General features: G+C 58.5%; 16 protein-coding genes. 10 read left to right on the plus strand and 6 right to left on the minus strand.

What is annotated here, in order from left to right:
- Positions 1-21: 21 nt before the first annotated feature.
- From AD944_RS09895 to trpB, 4 genes are read right to left on the minus strand one after another with little or no spacing between them, the layout of a single operon-like run.
- Positions 22-1,503 carry an ATP-binding protein gene (locus AD944_RS09895; protein ID WP_045542072.1) on the minus strand — a complete coding sequence of 494 codons (1,482 nt, stop codon included), beginning with the start codon at positions 1,501-1,503 and terminating at the stop codon, positions 22-24.
- 16 nt (positions 1,504-1,519) lie between these two features.
- Positions 1,520-2,764 (minus strand): TIGR03862 family flavoprotein, encoded by a 1,245-nt coding sequence (locus tag AD944_RS09900; protein ID WP_045542095.1) that lies wholly within the window; start codon positions 2,762-2,764, stop codon positions 1,520-1,522.
- A 28-nt stretch (positions 2,765-2,792) separates the two neighbouring features.
- On the minus strand, positions 2,793-3,635 hold the full coding sequence (gene trpA, locus AD944_RS09905) for a tryptophan synthase subunit alpha (RefSeq protein WP_045542073.1): 843 nt from the start codon (positions 3,633-3,635) through the stop codon (positions 2,793-2,795).
- Complete coding sequence (gene trpB / locus AD944_RS09910; protein WP_045542074.1) at positions 3,632-4,876, minus strand: tryptophan synthase subunit beta; 1,245 nt, start codon at positions 4,874-4,876, stop codon at positions 3,632-3,634. The genes trpA and trpB overlap by 4 nt, the downstream gene beginning before the upstream one ends.
- 250 nt (positions 4,877-5,126) lie before the next feature.
- Between trpB and AD944_RS09915 the strand changes: the two genes are divergently transcribed.
- From AD944_RS09915 to rho, 3 genes are all read left to right on the plus strand, one after another.
- Complete coding sequence (locus AD944_RS09915; protein WP_035377058.1) at positions 5,127-6,305, plus strand: magnesium transporter CorA family protein; 1,179 nt, start codon at positions 5,127-5,129, stop codon at positions 6,303-6,305.
- Positions 6,302-6,853: a hypothetical protein gene (locus AD944_RS09920; RefSeq protein ID WP_052427141.1), complete on the plus strand. Its 552-nt coding sequence runs from the start codon at positions 6,302-6,304 to the stop codon at positions 6,851-6,853. Before AD944_RS09915 ends, AD944_RS09920 begins: the two co-directional genes overlap by 4 nt.
- Before the next feature lie 244 nt (positions 6,854-7,097).
- Positions 7,098-8,393, plus strand: a complete 1,296-nt coding sequence (gene rho / locus AD944_RS09925) for a transcription termination factor Rho (protein ID WP_035377060.1) — start codon at positions 7,098-7,100, stop codon at positions 8,391-8,393.
- Between the two features lie 69 nt (positions 8,394-8,462).
- Here rho and AD944_RS09930 read toward each other — a convergent pair whose 3' ends face one another.
- On the minus strand, positions 8,463-8,747 hold the full coding sequence (locus AD944_RS09930; protein ID WP_082741192.1) for a sulfurtransferase TusA family protein: 285 nt from the start codon (positions 8,745-8,747) through the stop codon (positions 8,463-8,465).
- 222 nt (positions 8,748-8,969) lie between these two features.
- On the opposite strand from AD944_RS09930, the gene AD944_RS09935 reads away from it, so the two are divergent.
- The 4 genes from AD944_RS09935 (at position 8,970) to AD944_RS09950 (ending at position 12,548) form a co-directional block, all read left to right on the plus strand.
- Positions 8,970-9,395, plus strand: a complete 426-nt coding sequence (locus AD944_RS09935; protein ID WP_035377139.1) for a Fur family transcriptional regulator — start codon at positions 8,970-8,972, stop codon at positions 9,393-9,395.
- Positions 9,392-10,243, plus strand: a complete 852-nt coding sequence (locus tag AD944_RS09940) for a GNAT family N-acetyltransferase (RefSeq protein WP_035377062.1) — start codon at positions 9,392-9,394, stop codon at positions 10,241-10,243. The genes AD944_RS09935 and AD944_RS09940 overlap by 4 nt, the downstream gene beginning before the upstream one ends.
- Positions 10,244-10,309: 66 nt before the next feature.
- Complete coding sequence (gene lnt / locus AD944_RS09945) at positions 10,310-11,950, plus strand: apolipoprotein N-acyltransferase (protein ID WP_045542076.1); 1,641 nt, start codon at positions 10,310-10,312, stop codon at positions 11,948-11,950.
- Between the two features lie 127 nt (positions 11,951-12,077).
- Entirely contained in the window at positions 12,078-12,548 is a 471-nt protein-coding gene (locus AD944_RS09950; RefSeq protein ID WP_045542077.1) for a helix-turn-helix domain-containing protein, read from the plus strand.
- Positions 12,549-12,586: 38 nt separating this feature from the next.
- Here the strand turns inward: AD944_RS09950 and AD944_RS09955 are convergent, their stop codons facing one another.
- Positions 12,587-13,366 carry a DUF2076 domain-containing protein gene (locus AD944_RS09955; RefSeq protein WP_035377067.1) on the minus strand — a complete coding sequence of 260 codons (780 nt, stop codon included), beginning with the start codon at positions 13,364-13,366 and terminating at the stop codon, positions 12,587-12,589.
- A 177-nt stretch (positions 13,367-13,543) separates the two neighbouring features.
- Here AD944_RS09955 and AD944_RS09960 point away from each other — a divergent pair, with 177 nt between their 5' ends.
- The 3 genes from AD944_RS09960 (at position 13,544) to AD944_RS09970 (ending at position 17,697) form a co-directional block, all read left to right on the plus strand.
- Positions 13,544-14,509: a glycine--tRNA ligase subunit alpha gene (locus tag AD944_RS09960; RefSeq protein WP_373317153.1), complete on the plus strand. Its 966-nt coding sequence runs from the start codon at positions 13,544-13,546 to the stop codon at positions 14,507-14,509.
- Between the two features lie 4 nt (positions 14,510-14,513).
- Positions 14,514-16,574, plus strand: a complete 2,061-nt coding sequence (glyS, locus tag AD944_RS09965) for a glycine--tRNA ligase subunit beta (protein ID WP_045542078.1) — start codon at positions 14,514-14,516, stop codon at positions 16,572-16,574.
- Between the two features lie 160 nt (positions 16,575-16,734).
- Complete coding sequence (locus tag AD944_RS09970; RefSeq protein ID WP_045542079.1) at positions 16,735-17,697, plus strand: DMT family transporter; 963 nt, start codon at positions 16,735-16,737, stop codon at positions 17,695-17,697.
- The last annotated feature ends 162 nt before the right edge of the window (positions 17,698-17,859 follow it).

A 17,859-nucleotide genomic window follows, 5' to 3' on the forward strand; every position in this document is an offset into this window, starting at 1 on the left:
AAGGCGGCACTTTTTTGCGTATTACGCCTGCGGCGCGCCGGGCAGGGTTTCCCAACCCGGACCAATGACCGTAATCACCCGGCGACCCATGCCATCCGCCTGCAAGACAATCACGTTGCGGTCTTCCAGCCATTCCAGCAAACGGCGCGCTCTGCCTTGCGAGACAGTGCCATACACCCGGGCAATTTCCGCATCTGAGGGGCACGGCTGCCGATCAATGGCCGCGCGGGCCAGAAACAGAAACACGGATTGCAGATCTTCCGGCAGAGCATTGGCCAGCGCTTCTGCTTGCTGCCATTCCGGCGTGACGGACAGATCTTCTGTCACACCACTCCGCGCCGTGGCCAAAGCGCGATTGAAGCCTTTTAGGTCCAGCGCATTGCGGCCCAGCCCGGCAATACGGCACCGCACCAGAAAATCCTGATACAGCACGGCAGCGGAGCGAAATGCTGTTTCATCATCCGCCAGCATGTCCCGCACAATGGCGGCCATGCGGGACTCGCGTTCGCCCTGATCTTCCGGCGTTTCTTCCTGCTCCTGCTCCACCTGTGCGGCTGCCGCCTGCGCCTCGCCATGGGCGGCAAGCTGGGAAAGCAGATCAGGCGGCGGGGTGGCAGGCGCTTTTCTGGAGCGCACAAATGCTTCCGCCGCAGGCAAAGGGGCCAGAATCAGATCATGCAGCGGCTCGGAAGGGGGCTGAAATGGCGTAAGCACCGGCCCGGCGGAGCGGCTTTCTGTTTCAACCGAGCCGATACGCACGGGTGTTGGCCTGCGGCACATTGCCGGACCCAGCGCCACAAACGTGCCGCGGGGCAGATCACGGAAGGCTTCTGCCTGCCGCCGCTCCATGCCCAGAAGGTCTGAGGCACGGGCCATATCAATATCCAGAAAGGTGCGGCCCATCAGAAAGTTAGACGCCTCGGCCGCCACGTTCTTGGCCAGTTTGGCCAGACGCTGGGTGGCTATAACGCCTGCCAGCCCACGCTTACGGCCACGGCACATCAGGTTGGTCATGGCCCCCAGCGAAGACCGCCGGGCCTCGTCCGAAACCTCACCCGCCGCTGCGGGAGCAAAAAGCTGGGCTTCGTCCACCACCACCAGAACAGGGTACCAATAGTCACGCGGGGTTTCGAACATGCCGCCCAGAAACGCGGCGGCCCATTTCATCTGCTGGTCGGCATCAAGCCCTTCCAGATTCAGCACGACAGAGGCGCGATGCACGCGCATCCGCTCACCCGCCGCATGCAGCGCCATTTCAGAACATTCGGCCCCATCAATCACCAGATGGCCGAATTTGTCGGCCAGACTGACAAAATCGCCTTCCGGATCAATAATGGCCTGCTGCACCAACCGCGCAGACTGCTCCAGCAAACGCCGCAGCAGGTGCGACTTTCCTGAACCGGAATTGCCCTGCACCAGCAGGCGCGTGGCCAGAAGTTCGGCAAGGTCCATCTGTGCGGGACCGCCGCCCGGCACTTCCCCCATTGTGATCATGTTGGTCATGGGGCATCCGATACCGTCAGGAACGGGTTTCCCGCAACCATTGCAATGCACCCTTTGCGGCGGCACGGCCCGTGGCAAGACAGGCATGCAGCAGATAACCGCCGGTTGGAGCCTCCCAATCCAGCATTTCGCCGGCAACAAAAACACCCGGTTTGGCGTGAAGCATAAAATTTGCCTCACACGCGGCCTGAGCCACCCCTCCAGCCGAGGAAATAGCCCGCTCAATAGACTCGGGCCCAGTGAGGAGAACGGGAAGTGCCTTGAGCCGCTCCGCCAGCGCCTGAGGGGTGACGGGAACCTCAACCTCCTCACGCAGTAACGCCGAGACCACGGGCGGCAAACGCAACGCCTTGCGCAAACGGTTGGACAAACTCTCGCGCGGGCGCACTTTGGCCAGTCGGCTCGCCAGAGTCGCGACACTCAGATCAGGCCGCAGATCAAGAAGCAGTTCTGCCGGCCCATGCTGGGAGATGTGGTTCCGCAGCACGCCAGACAGCGCATAAAGCGCGCCGCCTTCCAAGCCAGTGGCCGTCACGACCACCTCCCCACGCACGGTATGGTCACCAAACCGCAGGGTCACAGGCTTGAGCGGCGTTCCAGCAAAACGGTCCCGCATGGCCGCGGACCAGTTGGTACGAAATCCGCAATTGGCTGGCTGCAAGAGCACCACGGTCGCACCCTGCGCCTGCAATGCTGGAACCCATGCGCCGTTGCTACCCAACCGGGGCCAACTTGCGCCGCCCGTGGCCAACACCACGGCATCCGCTCGGCAGGGTTCTACAAGGTCAGGCGGCAGATCAGAGCGCCCTTGTGCCGGTGTAAAAGTCAGCCTTCCGGTTGCAGCATCCCAGCCAGTCCAGTCCACGCGGGTGTGAAACTGCACGCCCTGCTGCTGCAAACGGGCAAGCCATGCCCGCAGAAGCGGAGAGGCTTTCATGCTTTTGGGAAAGACACGACCGGAGGAACCGATGAAGCTTTCCTGCCCCAGTCCGCTCATCCAATGGCGGATATCATCCGTTGTCCATGCTGCCAGTGCCGGGGCAAGCCACGGGGCTGCCGCACCATAACGCGCCAGCAGCTTTTCCTGCTCTTCAGAATGGCTGATATTCAACCCGCCCCGCCCGGCCATAAGGAATTTACGGCCAAGGCTGGGCATGCGTTCCACAACATGAACCACACACCCGGCATCAGACAGCACTTCAGCGGCGGCCAGACCGGCTGGGCCGCCCCCAATAACGAAAACCCGATACGGTGTGCTCATCCGTTCAGGGCTGAACTGCGCAGGGTCATCAAGCGGTTTGGTCCGCAGCGGGAACACCGGCGCGCACGGCAGCAGCCAGCGCGCGAATCTGCTCCAACACGCGCGGCAGGGTTTCCGCTGTGGCCTTGCCATCCGCATCCAGCGTTTCAGCCAGAGTTGCCAGCAGGACAGAAGCGACAACCGCGCCATCTGCAATACTGGCTGCCGTTGCTGCCTGTTCCGGAGAGCGGATGCCAAACCCGATGGCGACCGGCAGATCTGTTGCCGCACGCAGACGCGGCAGGGCTTCTTTCAGATCATGCTTGCTTGCCGTGCGGGTGCCCGTAATGCCAGTGATGCTGACGTAATAGACAAAGCCGGAGGCGTGGGAGAGCACATAACGCAAACGCTCATCAGACGTGGTAGGCGCCACCAGCCGGATAATGTCCAGCCCCGCTTCCTCGGCTGGTTTTTCGATCACATCCGCTTCTTCCGGCGGCAGATCGACAATAATCAACCCATCCACACCGGCCTTGGCGGCGTCTGTGCAGAACCGGTCATACCCGTAGGCTTCAATCGGGTTGAGATAGCCCATCAGGATGACGGGCGTTTCCGCATTCTCCTTGCGGAATTCCGCCACCATAGCCAGCACGCCCGGCAATGTGGCTCCTGCCTTCAGTCCCCGGCGCGCTGCCGCCTGAATAACCGGCCCATCTGCTGACGGATCGGAAAACGGCATACCAACTTCAATCAGGTCCGCCCCAGCGGCAGGCATGGCCTTGAGCAGCGCCAGAGACGTTTCAAGATCCGGATCATACGCTTCCAGATACGGGATGAGCGCGCCGCGCCCTTCGGCGGCCAGAGATTTAAAACGGGCGGCGATGCGGCTCACAGTTTCACTCCCAGATGTTCGGCTACGGTGAAGATATCCTTGTCCCCCCGGCCGGAAATATTCACAACCAACAGTGTGTCCTTGGGCAGGGTGGGTGCAATCTTGGCTGCATAGGCAATGGCGTGGGCGGATTCCAGCGCGGGAATAATGCCCTCCGTGCGGGTGCAAAGCTGGAAGGCATCCAGTGCTTCCGTGTCCGTCGCACCCACATATTCCGCACGACCGATGTCACTCAGCCAGGAATGTTCCGGCCCAACCCCCGGATAATCCAACCCGGCGCTGATGGAGTGTGCCTCATCAATCTGGCCATCTGCATTTTGCAGCAGGTAGGTGCGGTTGCCATGCAGAACGCCGGGGCGGCCACGCTCAATGGAGGCAGCAGTCTTGCCGCTATCCAGCCCACACCCAGCGGCTTCCACGCCGATCAGCCCTACGGAAGAATCATCAAGGAACGGATGGAAAATACCCATGGCGTTGGAACCACCGCCAATGGCCGCTACTACCACATCCGGCAAACGCCCTTCTGCGGCCTGCATCTGCTCCTTGGTTTCTTCCCCGATCACGCTCTGGAAATCACGCACCATGGCGGGGTACGGATGCGGCCCAGCCACCGTGCCCACCAGAAAATACGTATCCGCCACGTTGGCCACCCAGTCCCGCATGGCTTCGTTCATGGCATCTTTCAGCGTGCCGGCACCTGCCGTAACAGGCACCACTTCCGCACCAAGCAGCCGCATACGGAACACGTTGGGAGACTGACGTTCAACGTCTGTCGCACCCATGTAGATCACGCATTTCATGCCAAACAGCGCACAGACGGTGGCCGTCGCCACGCCATGCTGGCCTGCCCCGGTTTCCGCCACAATGCGGGTGCGGCCCATGCGGCGCGCCAGCAAAATCTGGCCCATCACGTTGTTCAGCTTGTGGGAGCCTGTGTGGTTCAGTTCCTCACGCTTCATGTAGATCTTCGCGCCGCCCAATTCTTCCGTCATGCGGCGGGCGAACCAAAGCGGGCTGGGCCGACCCACATAATCACGCAGGTAGAAATCAAGTTCTTTCTGGAAAGAGGGATCAGCCTTGGCGGCGTTATAGGCCTGCTCCAGCTCCAGCACGAGCGGCATCAGCGTTTCCGCCACAAAGCGCCCACCATACCAGCCACCAAAATGCCCACGCTCATCCGGTCCATGCCGGAGGGAATTGGCCTGATTTGCTGTTATGCCGTGTTCTACCGGGTCCGCCATTGCTGGTTCTACCGCTCCTGTGCCGCGTTATGCCGGGGCCACCCATGGCCACCTGGCAGTGTTCTGGCTTACCAGAAGCCATTGCAGCTTGCACAGCCCCCGCATGCGCAAAGCGCCATACCCTTGCCAGCCGGATGCAGACACGGGCATATCCCTCAATAGTCTTGTGGGCGCGGCACCCCGCCCGGTTCCACACCCGCACGGCCCGCAGGCTTGATGTAAATGCTGCTAGAATTTCAGGGAGATTTGCATGTTCCTGGCCCACAGGCCCGGCATGCCCGCCCGGGCGGTCGAAAACGAGGCAGACGCCCATGGCGTAACATGGCTTGATCTGCTGAACCCCACCCCACAGGAACAGGCTCTGGCCACCGCCCTGTGCGGCCAGCCCATTCCCACATTTGATGATCTGAATGAAATTGAAAGCTCATCTCGCATAAGTGTCCGCAACGGGGCGGCTTTTCTGTCCACCCCCCTGCTCAAAAAAATTGGTACCGAGTTTCAGACCTCGCCCGTCGGGTTCATTCTTACAGCGGAGCGGCTGATTACCATCCGCTTTCAGGCCTATCCCTCATTTGAAGCCGTAGCGCAGATGGTGGCCGACCACGCTGCCCCTCCCGAACATCGTGCTCCCGAGTCCCTGCCCGAGACCACCATGGCGCTTCCCCCGGGCCATATTGCTGAATCCCCCACGCCTGCAGCCGTTGTTGCTCCCCGGGCAGAAGTCACACTCGGTAGTGGTGAAGTGCTGGTGGCCCTTATTGAAACCATTGTGGACCGCTTGGCCGATATTCTGGAAAGTGTGGGCAATCTGCTGGACAAACTCTCGCACGATATTTTCCGACGCCAGCGCGAACAGCCACCTTTGCGCAACGTTGCCGCATGGCAGCGGGATCTTTTGCAACGCGTTGGCAGCTCAGGTGATTTATGCTCCCGCATGCGGGATACACTGCTTGGGCTAGAGCGCATCACCATTTTTCTGGGAGAAAGCAAAAAGGACGGCGCAGCACCAGCCTCCGGCTTTCCGCTGACAACACGCCGATTTGAAGCGGGCGTAACCACCCTGCCAACGGAAAACGCGCCCTATGCACTCTCCGGCATGTTGCGCACCCGCATGACAACCGCCAACCGGGATCTTTCATCCCTTACGGATTATGTTTCACAAGCCGCAGGCAAGGTAGAGTTTCTGCTGGACGCCACATTGGGCTTTATCAGCATTGAACAGAACGGCGTGATGAAAGTTCTGACTGTTGTCAGCTTCATTGGCGTGGCCCCGACCCTGATCGCCGGGGTTTATGGAATGAACTTCAAGGATATTCCTGAACTCGATTGGCGCTTTGGCTACTGGTATTCTCTGGGGCTCATGGCGGCCTCAGTCATTCTTCCACTTCTCTGGTTCTGGCGCAAAGGCTGGCTAGGAGGCATCAAATGAACCGTTCCCTGTTTTCATTCCGCCCGGGTTTTGCGCTGGGCGCTGCTGTTGCCCTGCTGCTTTCAGTCCCGGGAGTGACCACACCAGCGCGGGCTGCCTCCTCTGCTGCTCCACAGGAAAATTATCAGGCGTTTTTCAACCAGATGGCGGCAGAACCCCTCCGTTATGGTGGTCTTTCCTCGCATGGTGATACGCGCATTCTGCTTGGCATGCACCAGACGCAGGGTGGTGGACTGGAAGGGGAAATGATGCGGCTGGATTCCAGCATGCGCCCGCTGGTTGCCGGTCGCCTGAAAGGGCATATCAGCGCCACGGCCCTGAGCCAGACCTCCCGCTGCACATTCAGCATCGCCCTGCCCCACCGCACATTGACACTGGATGGCCCCTGTTCCGAGGCCCAGATGTCTGGCGCGCTCACCAACCATCCTCGCCCGACGCAACTGTGGTCTCAGGTCACGCAGTTCATCTCACCTGATACGTCCATTTCCGAATACTGGCTGACACGTTCAGCATGGCAGGCCGCAACCACATCAGCCACCGCCCGCTGAAAACGGCCCGCCGCGCCATGTTGCAACACGCGGATGGTTGACGAACGGGCCGGTTCCCACTATCTTCCCAGCCTAGACACTGGCTGACTTCACCTGTCCAGTGGCCCTCCTCCCTAAGTCAGGACCATCCTGCGTCGGCATGCTGGCGTAACACGCTGTTGTTATGCACCGGCACCTCCGATGGCAGGCTTTTCCCGGTCCAGACCTTCCCCTTCTGAACTATTGCCAGTCAGGGCATTCCTAGATGCATCTTGCGGAACTCAAGGCCAAATCACCGGCCGATCTTTTAGCCTGCGCCGAAGACCTGAATATCGAAAACGCATCGTCTCTGCGCAAACAGGACATGATGTTCGCCATCCTGAAAGCCTTGGCCGATAACGACCAGGCCATATACGGCGACGGCACGCTCGAGATCCTGCATGACGGGTTCGGTTATCTCCGCTCCCCCGAATCAAACTACCTTCCCGGCCCGGATGACATTTACATCTCCCCCACCCAGGTGCGCCGCTTCGGCCTGCGCACAGGGGATACGGTTGAAGGCCAGATCCGCGCCCCGCGTGATGGGGAACGCTATTTCTCTCTTCTGAAAATCAACAGCATCAATTTTGAACCGCCGGAGGCCGTACGCCACCGCATCAATTTTGATAACCTGACCCCGCTTTACCCAGAGCGCCGCCTCCAGATGGAAGTGGAAAGCCAGGCTCCGGCCGTAAGCGAAACCAAGGGTAAAAAAGGCAAGAGCACACAGGATTTCACGCCGCGCGTGATTGATCTTGTTGCCCCCATCGGCATGGGGCAGCGCGCCCTGATTGTGGCGCCGCCGCGCACCGGTAAAACGGTTATGCTGCAGAGCATTGCCTCCTCCATCAGCGCCAACCATCCGGAATGCTTCCTGATTGTGCTGCTGATTGACGAACGCCCGGAAGAAGTGACCGACATGGCCCGCTCTGTGCGGGGTGAAGTGATTTCTTCCACCTTTGACGAACCAGCCCACCGCCACGTGCAGGTCACGGAAATGGTGCTGGAAAAGGCCAAGCGTCTGGTGGAACACAAGCGCGATGTTGTGATCCTGCTGGATTCCATCACGCGTCTGGCCCGTGCCTATAACACCGTTGTGCCCTCATCCGGCAAGGTGCTGACCGGCGGTGTGGACGCCAATGCGCTACAGCGGCCCAAGCGCTTCTTTGGTGCCGCCCGTAACATTGAAGAAGGTGGGTCACTCACCATCATCGCTACGGCACTGATTGATACCGGCAGCCGCATGGATGAAGTGATCTTTGAAGAATTCAAAGGCACCGGCAACTCCGAACTCATCCTTGACCGCAAGCTGGCTGACAAGCGCACCTTCCCGGCCATTGACATCACCAAAAGCGGCACCCGTAAGGAAGAAATGCTGGTTGACCGCGCCACCCTGTCCAAAATGTGGGTACTGCGCCGCATTCTGGCACCCATGGGCACCATGGACGCCATGGACTTCCTGCTGGACAAGCTGAAATACAGCAAATCCAACAATGACTTCTTTGAAGCCATGAACAACTGATCAACACATGTAGGCAGACGAGAACTTGTCTGCCTACAGGACGGCCAACCTGAAACGGTGACCGTGTTCTCAGGCGGCCTTCGGGTCGCCTTTTTTCTGAATGGTCAGAACCACACTGCCATCAGCCTCTTCCTGCTCCGAGAGAATGAGATGCCCCAGCCCACGCACGGACCGGCTGACATTTTTACGGGGCTCTTCCCCCCTCAGCCTTACGGCAAGCAGACTTCCAGCCGGCAACCCATCCAGCGCCAGACGCGTTCTGACAAAGGTCATGGGGCACTTCTCTGCCGTGATATCCAGAGTCATGGCACTAGGACTGGCCCCATCGTGGTGGTCGAAAAGGGCATTCTGCATGGTTTTGAAACTCCTCAAGCCCACGGCCGGGGTGGGAAACTTTCTTCCAGATCACACCATAGAAAACCTGTAGGCCTGTGTAAAATTGGACAAACCCTTTCCATTTCGGCTACCTGATATAGGAATGAATGCAGGTGGTAATAAGCAGGATTTGCGCCCTTGAAGTCTCAGTCGGCAGAAGAATCGCGGATCGCGCAGCTCTGTGTAGAACATGGCCTGAAAATGACTGGGCAGCGTCGCGTTATTGCGCGCGTTCTGTCAGACGCAGATGATCATCCGGATGTAGAAGAACTCTATCGTCGGGCCTCGGCGCTGGATTCCCGTATTTCAGTCGCCACCGTTTATCGTACGGTCCGGCTGCTGGAAGAAAAAGGGATTCTGGAACGCCGGGATTTTGGCGGCGGTCGCGCCCGCTATGAAGCCACGGAAGGCGGACGGCACCATTATCATCTTATTGATGTTGATAACGGTAAGGTGATTGAGTTTGAAGACCCGGAACATGAAGAACTGATGCGCCGGGTAGCTGAGCGGCTTGGTTTCGATTTTGTCTCCATGCGGCTTGAACTCTTTGGCAAAAAACGCCCTCAGCCTCCCAAGGACGCTAAAGCTCCATCCCGCGCCCGTAAGGCGAAGGGAGTGGACGCATGAGCGCGGCACAGCACCCTGCAGCCAGTTCGCTCTCCACCCTTGATCTGGAACGCAATGGCTTTCCAGAACTGCGGGGAGGAAATCTGAGTGTGCGCATTGCCGCCACGGAAGCGGAACGCGATGCCGCGCAGGCCCTTCGCTACCGTGTGTTTTATGAGGAAATGGGTGCCCATCCCAGCCCGGAAACCCTCCGCCTGAAGCGCGATATTGATGAGTTTGACGAGGTAGCAGACCATCTGCTGGTGATTGATAACGCCATTGCCTCGGATGCCCGCGGCGTGGTGGGCACGTATCGCCTTGTGCAGAGCGATGCCGCCGCCAAAATCGGCCATTTCTACTCTTCAAGCGAATATGACATTTCCGCCCTGACGGAATTTCCGGGGCGTCTGCTGGAAGTCGGTCGGTCCTGCGTGGATAAAAACTACCGCGGTCGGGCCGCCATGCAGTTGTTATGGCGGGGTATTGCCTCCTACATCTTCCTGCACCGGATTGATGTGCTGTTTGGCTGCGCAAGCCTGCCTGGCACCAACCCGGATGATCTGGCGGATGAACTGACCTATCTTTATCATAATCATCTTGCGCCCCCGGCCCTACGCGTAAAGGCCCTGCCGGAACGTAAGGTGGAGATGCTGCGGGTTGATCCGCACGCTCTTGATTACCGGAAATGTCTGGCGCGCCTGCCTCCTCTTATCAAAGGGTATCTCCGCCTTGGGGGATATGTGGGGGATGGTGCGGTAATTGACCCACAGTTCAACACAACCGATGTTGCTGTTCTGGTGAAAAGTGAACTGATGGCCGATAAATACTATCGCCATTACGAACGCCGCCTGCGTGATGCACTGGACTGAGAGAGCCCCGCCTCTCTCTTGTCTCCATTTTTTTGAGTTCTCTGCCAGCATGGGCCTGATCCTGTTGTGAAACGCCCTGCTTTTTTCCGCGCCTCTTCTTCTGAAAAGCGCCGTTCTGCTCTACTCCGGGCGGCACTCATGCTTGGCATCGGGGCTTTGACGGCCCTTGCTCTACCCCCCGTTCATTTTCTGCCCATCCTGCTTTTTACCTTCCCCATGCTGGGGCGAGTAATCAATCGCGCCACCACGTGGAAAGAAGCCGCATGGGCTGGTGGGCTGTTCGGGTTCGGGCTCTACACCGCCAGCCTTTATTGGCTGGTCAATGCCGTCATGATCCGTGCGGAAGAATTCTGGTGGTTTGTGCCGTTTCCGTCCCTTGGCTGCGCCCTCATCCTCGCCCCCATGACAGCAGCCCCAGCGGCACTGAGCCTGCTGGCGCGCCCCGGCCCTCGGCGCATGGTCTTTTTTGCAGGTGCATGGACCCTGTTCGATATGGGCCGCGTGTTTCTGTTCAGCGGATTTCCATGGAATCCGCTTGGAAGTTCTCTGGCCATACCCGGACGCGTGGGAGATGTGCTGATCCAGCCTGCCGCATGGATTGGTGTTGATGGCCTCACGCTTCTTCTGGTGCTTGGAGCCTTGTTCTGTGGCGAAGCCTTGCAGGATGCGTGGCGCGCCCGGCAGGAGAAACAGTGCGTGCTGTTGCCTACCCCCACATCCCGCTGGCGCGTTGTGGCACTTGCCGCCTTGATTGTAGGGGGAGGACTCAGCGCAAGCCTGTTCCGACTCCATTCCGTCCACCCATCCGGAGAGAATGGACCCATTGCCGTGATTGTGCAGGGGAATGTGCCAGAAACGGAAAAAGTGGGCCACCAGAACCCACGTGATATTTTTCTGCGCTACCTCAGGCTGACGGCCAGCGGCGTATTACAGGCCCAGAAGCTGAAGCAGACGACACCCGCCCTTGCCTCCAGCCCAATCGTCTTTCTCTGGCCGGAAACATCATTTCCCGGGTATGATCTGTTGCAGGATAGTCCCCGCGCCCGTCAGCTTATCATGGCATGGGGGGCAGGCGCAGAAGCCGGGATTATTGGCGCGCTGCGGCTGGATACCGACAACCGCTACCGCAATTCCGTACTGGCCCTTGCGCCGGATGGCGGCATTGAAGCTGTTTATGACAAAGCACGGCTGGTTCCTTTTGGGGAATATCAGCCTCCGTTCATCCCGCTTCAGATTGTACCACAGGGCGGAATGGCGGCTGGCCCCGGCCCGCAAACATGGCATCTGCCCAACGTGCCGGGTGTTGGCCCATTGATTTGTTATGAGGTCATTTTCTCAGGTGCGGTCGTGGATGAGAAGGATCGCCCTCGTTGGCTGGCTAATGTGACCAATGATGGGTGGTTTGGAAACAGCGCGGGGCCACGCCAGCACCTTTCCTCGGTCAGACTACGGGCGGTAGAAGAAGGTTTACCCGTGGCGCGCGCAGCAAATACAGGTATATCCATTGCCTATGATGGATATGGGCACGAATTGAAACGTATAAATTGGGGAAAAGCTGACGTTTTAATTGTGCCTTTACCACCCGCCTTAAAAAAGACGTTTTTTGCCCACATCGGCAGAATTCTGCCACTTATTTTGTGCTTTATCTGTATGTTTTTTGCTTTGATTACTTACCAAAAAGACATGAAACGCACATTCAAGCGTTAATTATTCCTTTATAATGTCTTAATGTAGGATTTATATATCGGTCTCTTCATCCGTGAGAGGCACCGTGACACACACTCCATCTTCAGAGGAACCGGTCAGTTCGTCCAGTTCTCCACGCGCTACATCCATGGATACGCATATTGGCAAACGTATCCGCCTCCGCCGTATGCTTCTGGGCTTGTCTCAGGAAAAGCTGGGCGAAGCCGTTGGCATTACATTTCAGCAAATCCAGAAATATGAGCGCGGCACCAATCGGGTTGGAGCCTCTCGCCTGTATCAAATTGCCTCTGCTCTAGATGTGCCTGTCAGTTTCTTCTTTGATGATCAGGAAAAACCGTCCTTTCCTCAGCGGGCAGACGCGCATTCCTCCCATTACTTCGGGCTTGCAGAAAGAAAAACGTTATTTGAAGGAGCAGCCCCCAGCCGTCCTCTTCCCGGTTTTGCCCAGGATGACATGCCATTGCTTTCCCGCAAGGAAACACTTGAACTGATCCGCGCTTACTACAGCATTCCAGACGCCACGGTACGCAAACACATGCTGGATCTCATCCGCTCCATGGGTCCCGCCAAGGACAAGAAAGAAACAGATCCGTCCTGATACAAAAAAGGGCGGAAGATCCGCCCCTTTCCGTTTGGTCAGAAGTTATCGTCGCCCCAGCCGCCACCAAAATCTCCGCCATCACCGCCCGCATCCTGGCCGCCCCAGTCCGCATTGTTTCCGGCATCAAAATTCGGATCAGCCGTGGTGCCCTGCCCGGCAAACGGATCAGCGGCGTCTCCATAATTATTGATAATGGTTTCACTCTGCGGCGCGCCCGCACCCCAACCACCATCGCCCATTCCGGCCCCCGCACCGTGATGATCACTGAACAGGCTGGTTAGCGCATTAGCCGCCAGCATCCCGCCGGCTACGCCTGTGGCCGTTGTCAGCGCGGACCCAAGGAACCCGCTACCCCCGCGCTGGAACATACCCGGCTGCATACCATACGGCATCTGTTGATATTGCGGTGGTGGCATGGCACCCGGATTCCCACCCCAACCGGGAGGAGCCTGCTGCGGCTGGGCTTGCTGAGGACGCTGGCCTCCACCAAAAAGCCCCCCCAGAAAACCACTTGAAGCAGGTTTCTGCTGCTGGGCCTGCTGCAGTTGCTGTTGCGCCTGCTGAAGCTGGAACTGAAGCTGCTGGATGCGGTTCTGCGCCTCTACCAGCGCAGCTTCCTGCACAACAGCCATCTGCGTGATCCGATAGCGGGCTTCCGGATATTTCTGGAATTCCTGCGCGATGTAGTTATCTGCTTCCGGATCAACCGGCGGCAGGTTGGGCCGGGTGCTGGGTACGCTGCCAAAGCCACCCTGTGGCGCGCCACTCACCCGTGCAACAAATTTCGAGATAAGGTCGCGTTCTTCGTTGTTCATCACATACCTTCCTGCCTGACTGCGGGCTGTTTCCATACGAACATAACATTACGCATGCTGCCACGTCACTCTGTTCAAGATGTGGCGCGCGGGCAGAAGCGTTGCAAGAGGGCTGCGGCACGAGTTCATCAGGTTCTCTTCCTGTATGCCACGCACATCTGTATGGTGTGGCGCATCATGCGCCCGGCTGGTTTACGGCTGGGTGTTTATCTGACTGTACCACGTCATCAAGCCACACTACGGAGTTTCATCCTGACCATGGACCCGGCGTCTCCCAGCCCTACTGAGCGGCCTCTTTCCTTTCAGGACCTGATCCTGACCCTCCATCAGTTCTGGTCCAGGCAGGGATGCGCCATTCTCCAGCCTTATGATCAGGAAATTGGAGCTGGAACGCTCTCCCCACACACCACATTACGCGCCTTGGGTAGTACACCGTGGAAGGCAGCCTATGTGCAGCCGTGCCGCCGTCCGTCTGATGGCCGCTATGGGCAGAATCCCAATCGGCTCCAGCATTATTATCAGTATCAGGTACTACTCAAACCCACGCCGGAAGAGAGCCAGAAACTGCTGCTGGACAGCTATCGCGCCATCGGGATCGATCCTGACAAGCATGACATCCGCTTTGTGGAAGATGATTGGGAAAACCCGACCATCGGCGCATGGGGGCTAGGTTGGGAAGTATGGTGTGATGGGATGGAAGTCACCCAGTTCACGTATTTCCAGCAGGTTGGCGGTATTCCCGTTGTGCTCCCTTCCACGGAACTCACCTACGGGCTGGAACGCCTGGCCATGTATGTGCAGGGCGTGGAAAATGTATACGACCTTGATTACAACGGTGCGGGCCTGACTTATGGCGATGTCTTTCTGCGCGCGGAGCAGGATTACTCACGCCACAATTTTGAACTGGCCGACACAGATCTTCTGTTCCGCCATTTTGCTGATGCCGAAAAAGAAAGTGCTGCACTGGCCGAAACCGGTGTAGCCCAGCCTGCCTATGACCAGTGCCTGAAGGCCAGCCATCTGTTCAACCTGCTGGATGCGCGCGGCGTGATCAGCGTGAGCGAACGTGCGTCCTATATCGGGCGTGTGCGTACCCTGGCGAAACTCTGCTGCGAGACCTGGCTGGCTGGCGAGGACAAATAAGATCATGCCTGAACTGCTGATAGAACTGTTTTCTGAAGAAATTCCTGCCCGCATGCAGCAGCAGGCTGGCGAAACGCTGGTGCGGCTGCTGACTGAAGCCCTGGCCCCCCTCAAGCCTGAAGGCCTGAAAGCCTATACCGGGCCACGCCGCATTGCCGCATCCTGCACGCTGGATGCCATGGTGCCGGGCCGCACCCTCTCCGAGCGCGGCCCGCGTGAAGGCGCGCCGGACAAGGCGCTGGACGGCTTCACCCGCAAGCATGGTGTCTCCCGCGAGGCCCTGACCCTGCAAAATGGCTTCTGGGTGCTGGAACGCGAGGAACCTGCCCTGAGTGCGCAGGACCATCTTGTTGCGACCTTGCCTGATCTGTTACGGCGTTTTCCGTGGCCGAAATCCATGCGATGGGGAGCTGGCAGCAGCTTTACGTGGGTGCGTCCGCTGCGCCGCATCCTGTGCCTGCTGGATGGAAACGTGATTCCTTTCACCTTGGCGCACGGCGATGATAACGGCCATAACCTACAGGCAGGAGACCAGACAGAAGGCCATCGTTTTCTGGCTCCGGGGGCCGTGGCGGTTAGTGGAACAGCCAACTGGCAGGAAACACTGCGTAGCCGGTTTGTCATGGTCAACGCTGCTGAAAGACGCACGGTTATCAGCAAAGGGCTGGCCGAACTGGCCGGAAGCGAAGGCCTTTCCGTTGTGCCTGATGCCGGACTGGTGGATGAAGTGGCCGGACTGGTGGAATGGCCGGTACCCTTCCTGGGCCGGATTGATGAACAGTTCATGGATCTGCCTGCGGAAGTGATGCAGGTTTCCATGCGCGTGAACCAGCGTTATTTCGCTCTGCGCAACAGTGATGGCACAGCCGCCCCCCGCTTTGCCTTTGTGGCCAATATTGTGCCAACGGATGGCGGCGCGCTTGTTGTGGCGGGGAACGAACGTGTGCTTCGTGCCCGCTTTGCCGATGCCCGCCATTTCTGGGATCTGGACCGCAAGCAGACCCTTCACTCTCGTCTGGTCGCGCTCGATAACATCACGTTCCATGCCAAACTGGGCACGCAGGGGGAACGCACACAACGCATGATGCGGCTGGCCGGGCTGATAGCGCCCATGGTCGGTTCCTCCAAAGAAGACTGTGAACGTGCAGCGCTGCTGAGCAAAACGGATCTGACAACCGGCATGGTTGGCGAGTTTCCTGAACTGCAAGGCGTGATGGGTGGCTATTACGCCCGTCATGATGGTGAAACACAGGCTGTTTCAACCGCCATCAGTGAACAGTACATGCCGCGCGGCCCCGGAGACACCGTGCCCACGGCGCCGGTTTCCGTTGTGCTAGGTCTGGCCGATCGGTTTGATATGCTGACGGCATTTTTCGCGGCTGGTGAAAAACCGTCCGGCTCTGGCGACCCGTTTGGCCTGCGCCGTGCAGCATTGGGCATTATCCGCCTGATCCGTGAAAACACCCTGCGGCTGGATCTGGTTAAGCTCTTCACACTTGCGGCGGAAGCGCTGCCCGAAGCCTTGCAGAACGCGCCTGATCTGGGCTTGTTGCCTCAGTTCATTGCTGAACGGCTGCGCGTGCAATTGCGATCAGAAGGCGCACGGTATGATTGTCTGGCCGCCATCTCGGTCGGCAATACGGACACAGATATCGTGCGGCTGCTCGCCCGTGCCCAGGCATTGCAGGACATGCTTGAAACGGAGGATGGCAAGAATCTGCTGGCAGCCACCCGTCGCGCCGCCAACATTCTGCGCATTGAAGACAAAAAGGATGGTCCGCACGAAAAAACGCCGGATGCCAGCCTGTACACCCAAACCGAAGAGCGCGATCTGGCCAACGCACTGGATCACGTTGAACCGGCTGTGGAAAAGGCGTTTGCAGAAGAACGCTTTACCGATGCGATGAAGGAGGCCGCAACACTTCGCGCGCCGCTGGACAAGTTTTTTGAGGCCGTGACGGTCAACGCGCCTGAGCCTGAACTACGCCTTAACCGACTGCATCTTCTGGCGCGACTGGTCCGCATGATGCGCCTGATTGCCGATTTTACCCAGATTGAAGGGTAATCTTCTTCCCCCGTTGGCACCTGCTGCCAACGGGGTTTTTCTTGTGACGCCCGACAACAAAGAAAAAATCACTCGGCTCTCCTGCATTCCCTGCCCTCAGCCCGCTTTTTCTTTCCTTCTGCCTGATTGACGCTATCTGATTGAGGAGAGTTCTCTTTTCATGACCTCATCCAGAACATTGCTGGCCGGACTGGCCAATGGCGTAATGGCAGGTGCCCTGTGGGGCATTGTTTTTCTTGTCCCTCGGCTCCTGCAGGATTTCAGTCCGCTCCAGATGGCAGCGGGACGCTATATCCTGTACGGCATCCTTTCCTGTGTGATGCTCGCCCCGCGCTGGAAAATGGTCAGCCAGCAGGTCAATCAGGAAGAATGGCGCGCACTGTTCTGGCTCAGCCTGCTAGGCAACCTTATTTACTACGTGTTTCTGGCCGCCGCCGTCCCGCTGATTGGCGGCCCGGCCACCTCCCTGATTATCGGGTTCTTGCCCATCACCGTCCTACTTTGTGCCTCACGCGATCAAGACAGCATGCCGCTCAGGCATGTTGGGGCACCTGTTCTGCTCAGCGTTTTAGGCATTGTGTTGATTGTCTGCGGATCATGGCTCCACACGTCAGCCTCCAGTTCTTCCCCTACGCCTTCCTCGATGTGGGACTATGCGCTGGGTATTCTCTGTGCGGTGGGGGCTCTGGCCTCCTGGACGGCGTATTCTGTCATGAACAGCCGGTGGCTCCGGCGGCGGCCCCACATCAGTGGGCATGACTGGTCTTTATTGACGGGCGTTGTCACTGGGGCACAGGCACTGGCACTCGGTCTTCCTGCTTTTTTCTACCCTGGGTCTGCAGGGTATCCACCCCACGCAGGCATGGACTGGCTCCGCTTCTGGACCATATGCGGTGGTGTGGCGATTTTTTCATCCATCATTGGTAACGGATTCTGGAACAGGGCAGCCCGCCTTCTCCCGCTCTCCCTGAGTGGACAGATGATCGTGTTCGAAACCCTGTTCGCCCTGCTCTATAGTTTTCTGTGGGAACACCGTTGGCCCACCGGCACCGAAACCTTCGCCATGATCTTTTTGGTTACCGGGGTATTGTGGTGCATGGCCGCACACAGAAAACAGGCCTGAACCTGCCGGAACTTTATGCCCCCGCAACCCATCCTGCACCAAAATCGGTAACCATTTGGTGAAGCCGCATCAGCCCGCTTTCTGCACGTCCTGTATTCGGTCTCAGGCCATAAAAAAAGTGTGGGGCACAGAGCCACCACACTTTTGTCTCATCCTATCCGT

The sequence above is a fragment of the Acetobacter tropicalis genome, from assembly GCF_001580915.1.
Lineage (GTDB): Bacteria > Pseudomonadota > Alphaproteobacteria > Acetobacterales > Acetobacteraceae > Acetobacter > Acetobacter tropicalis.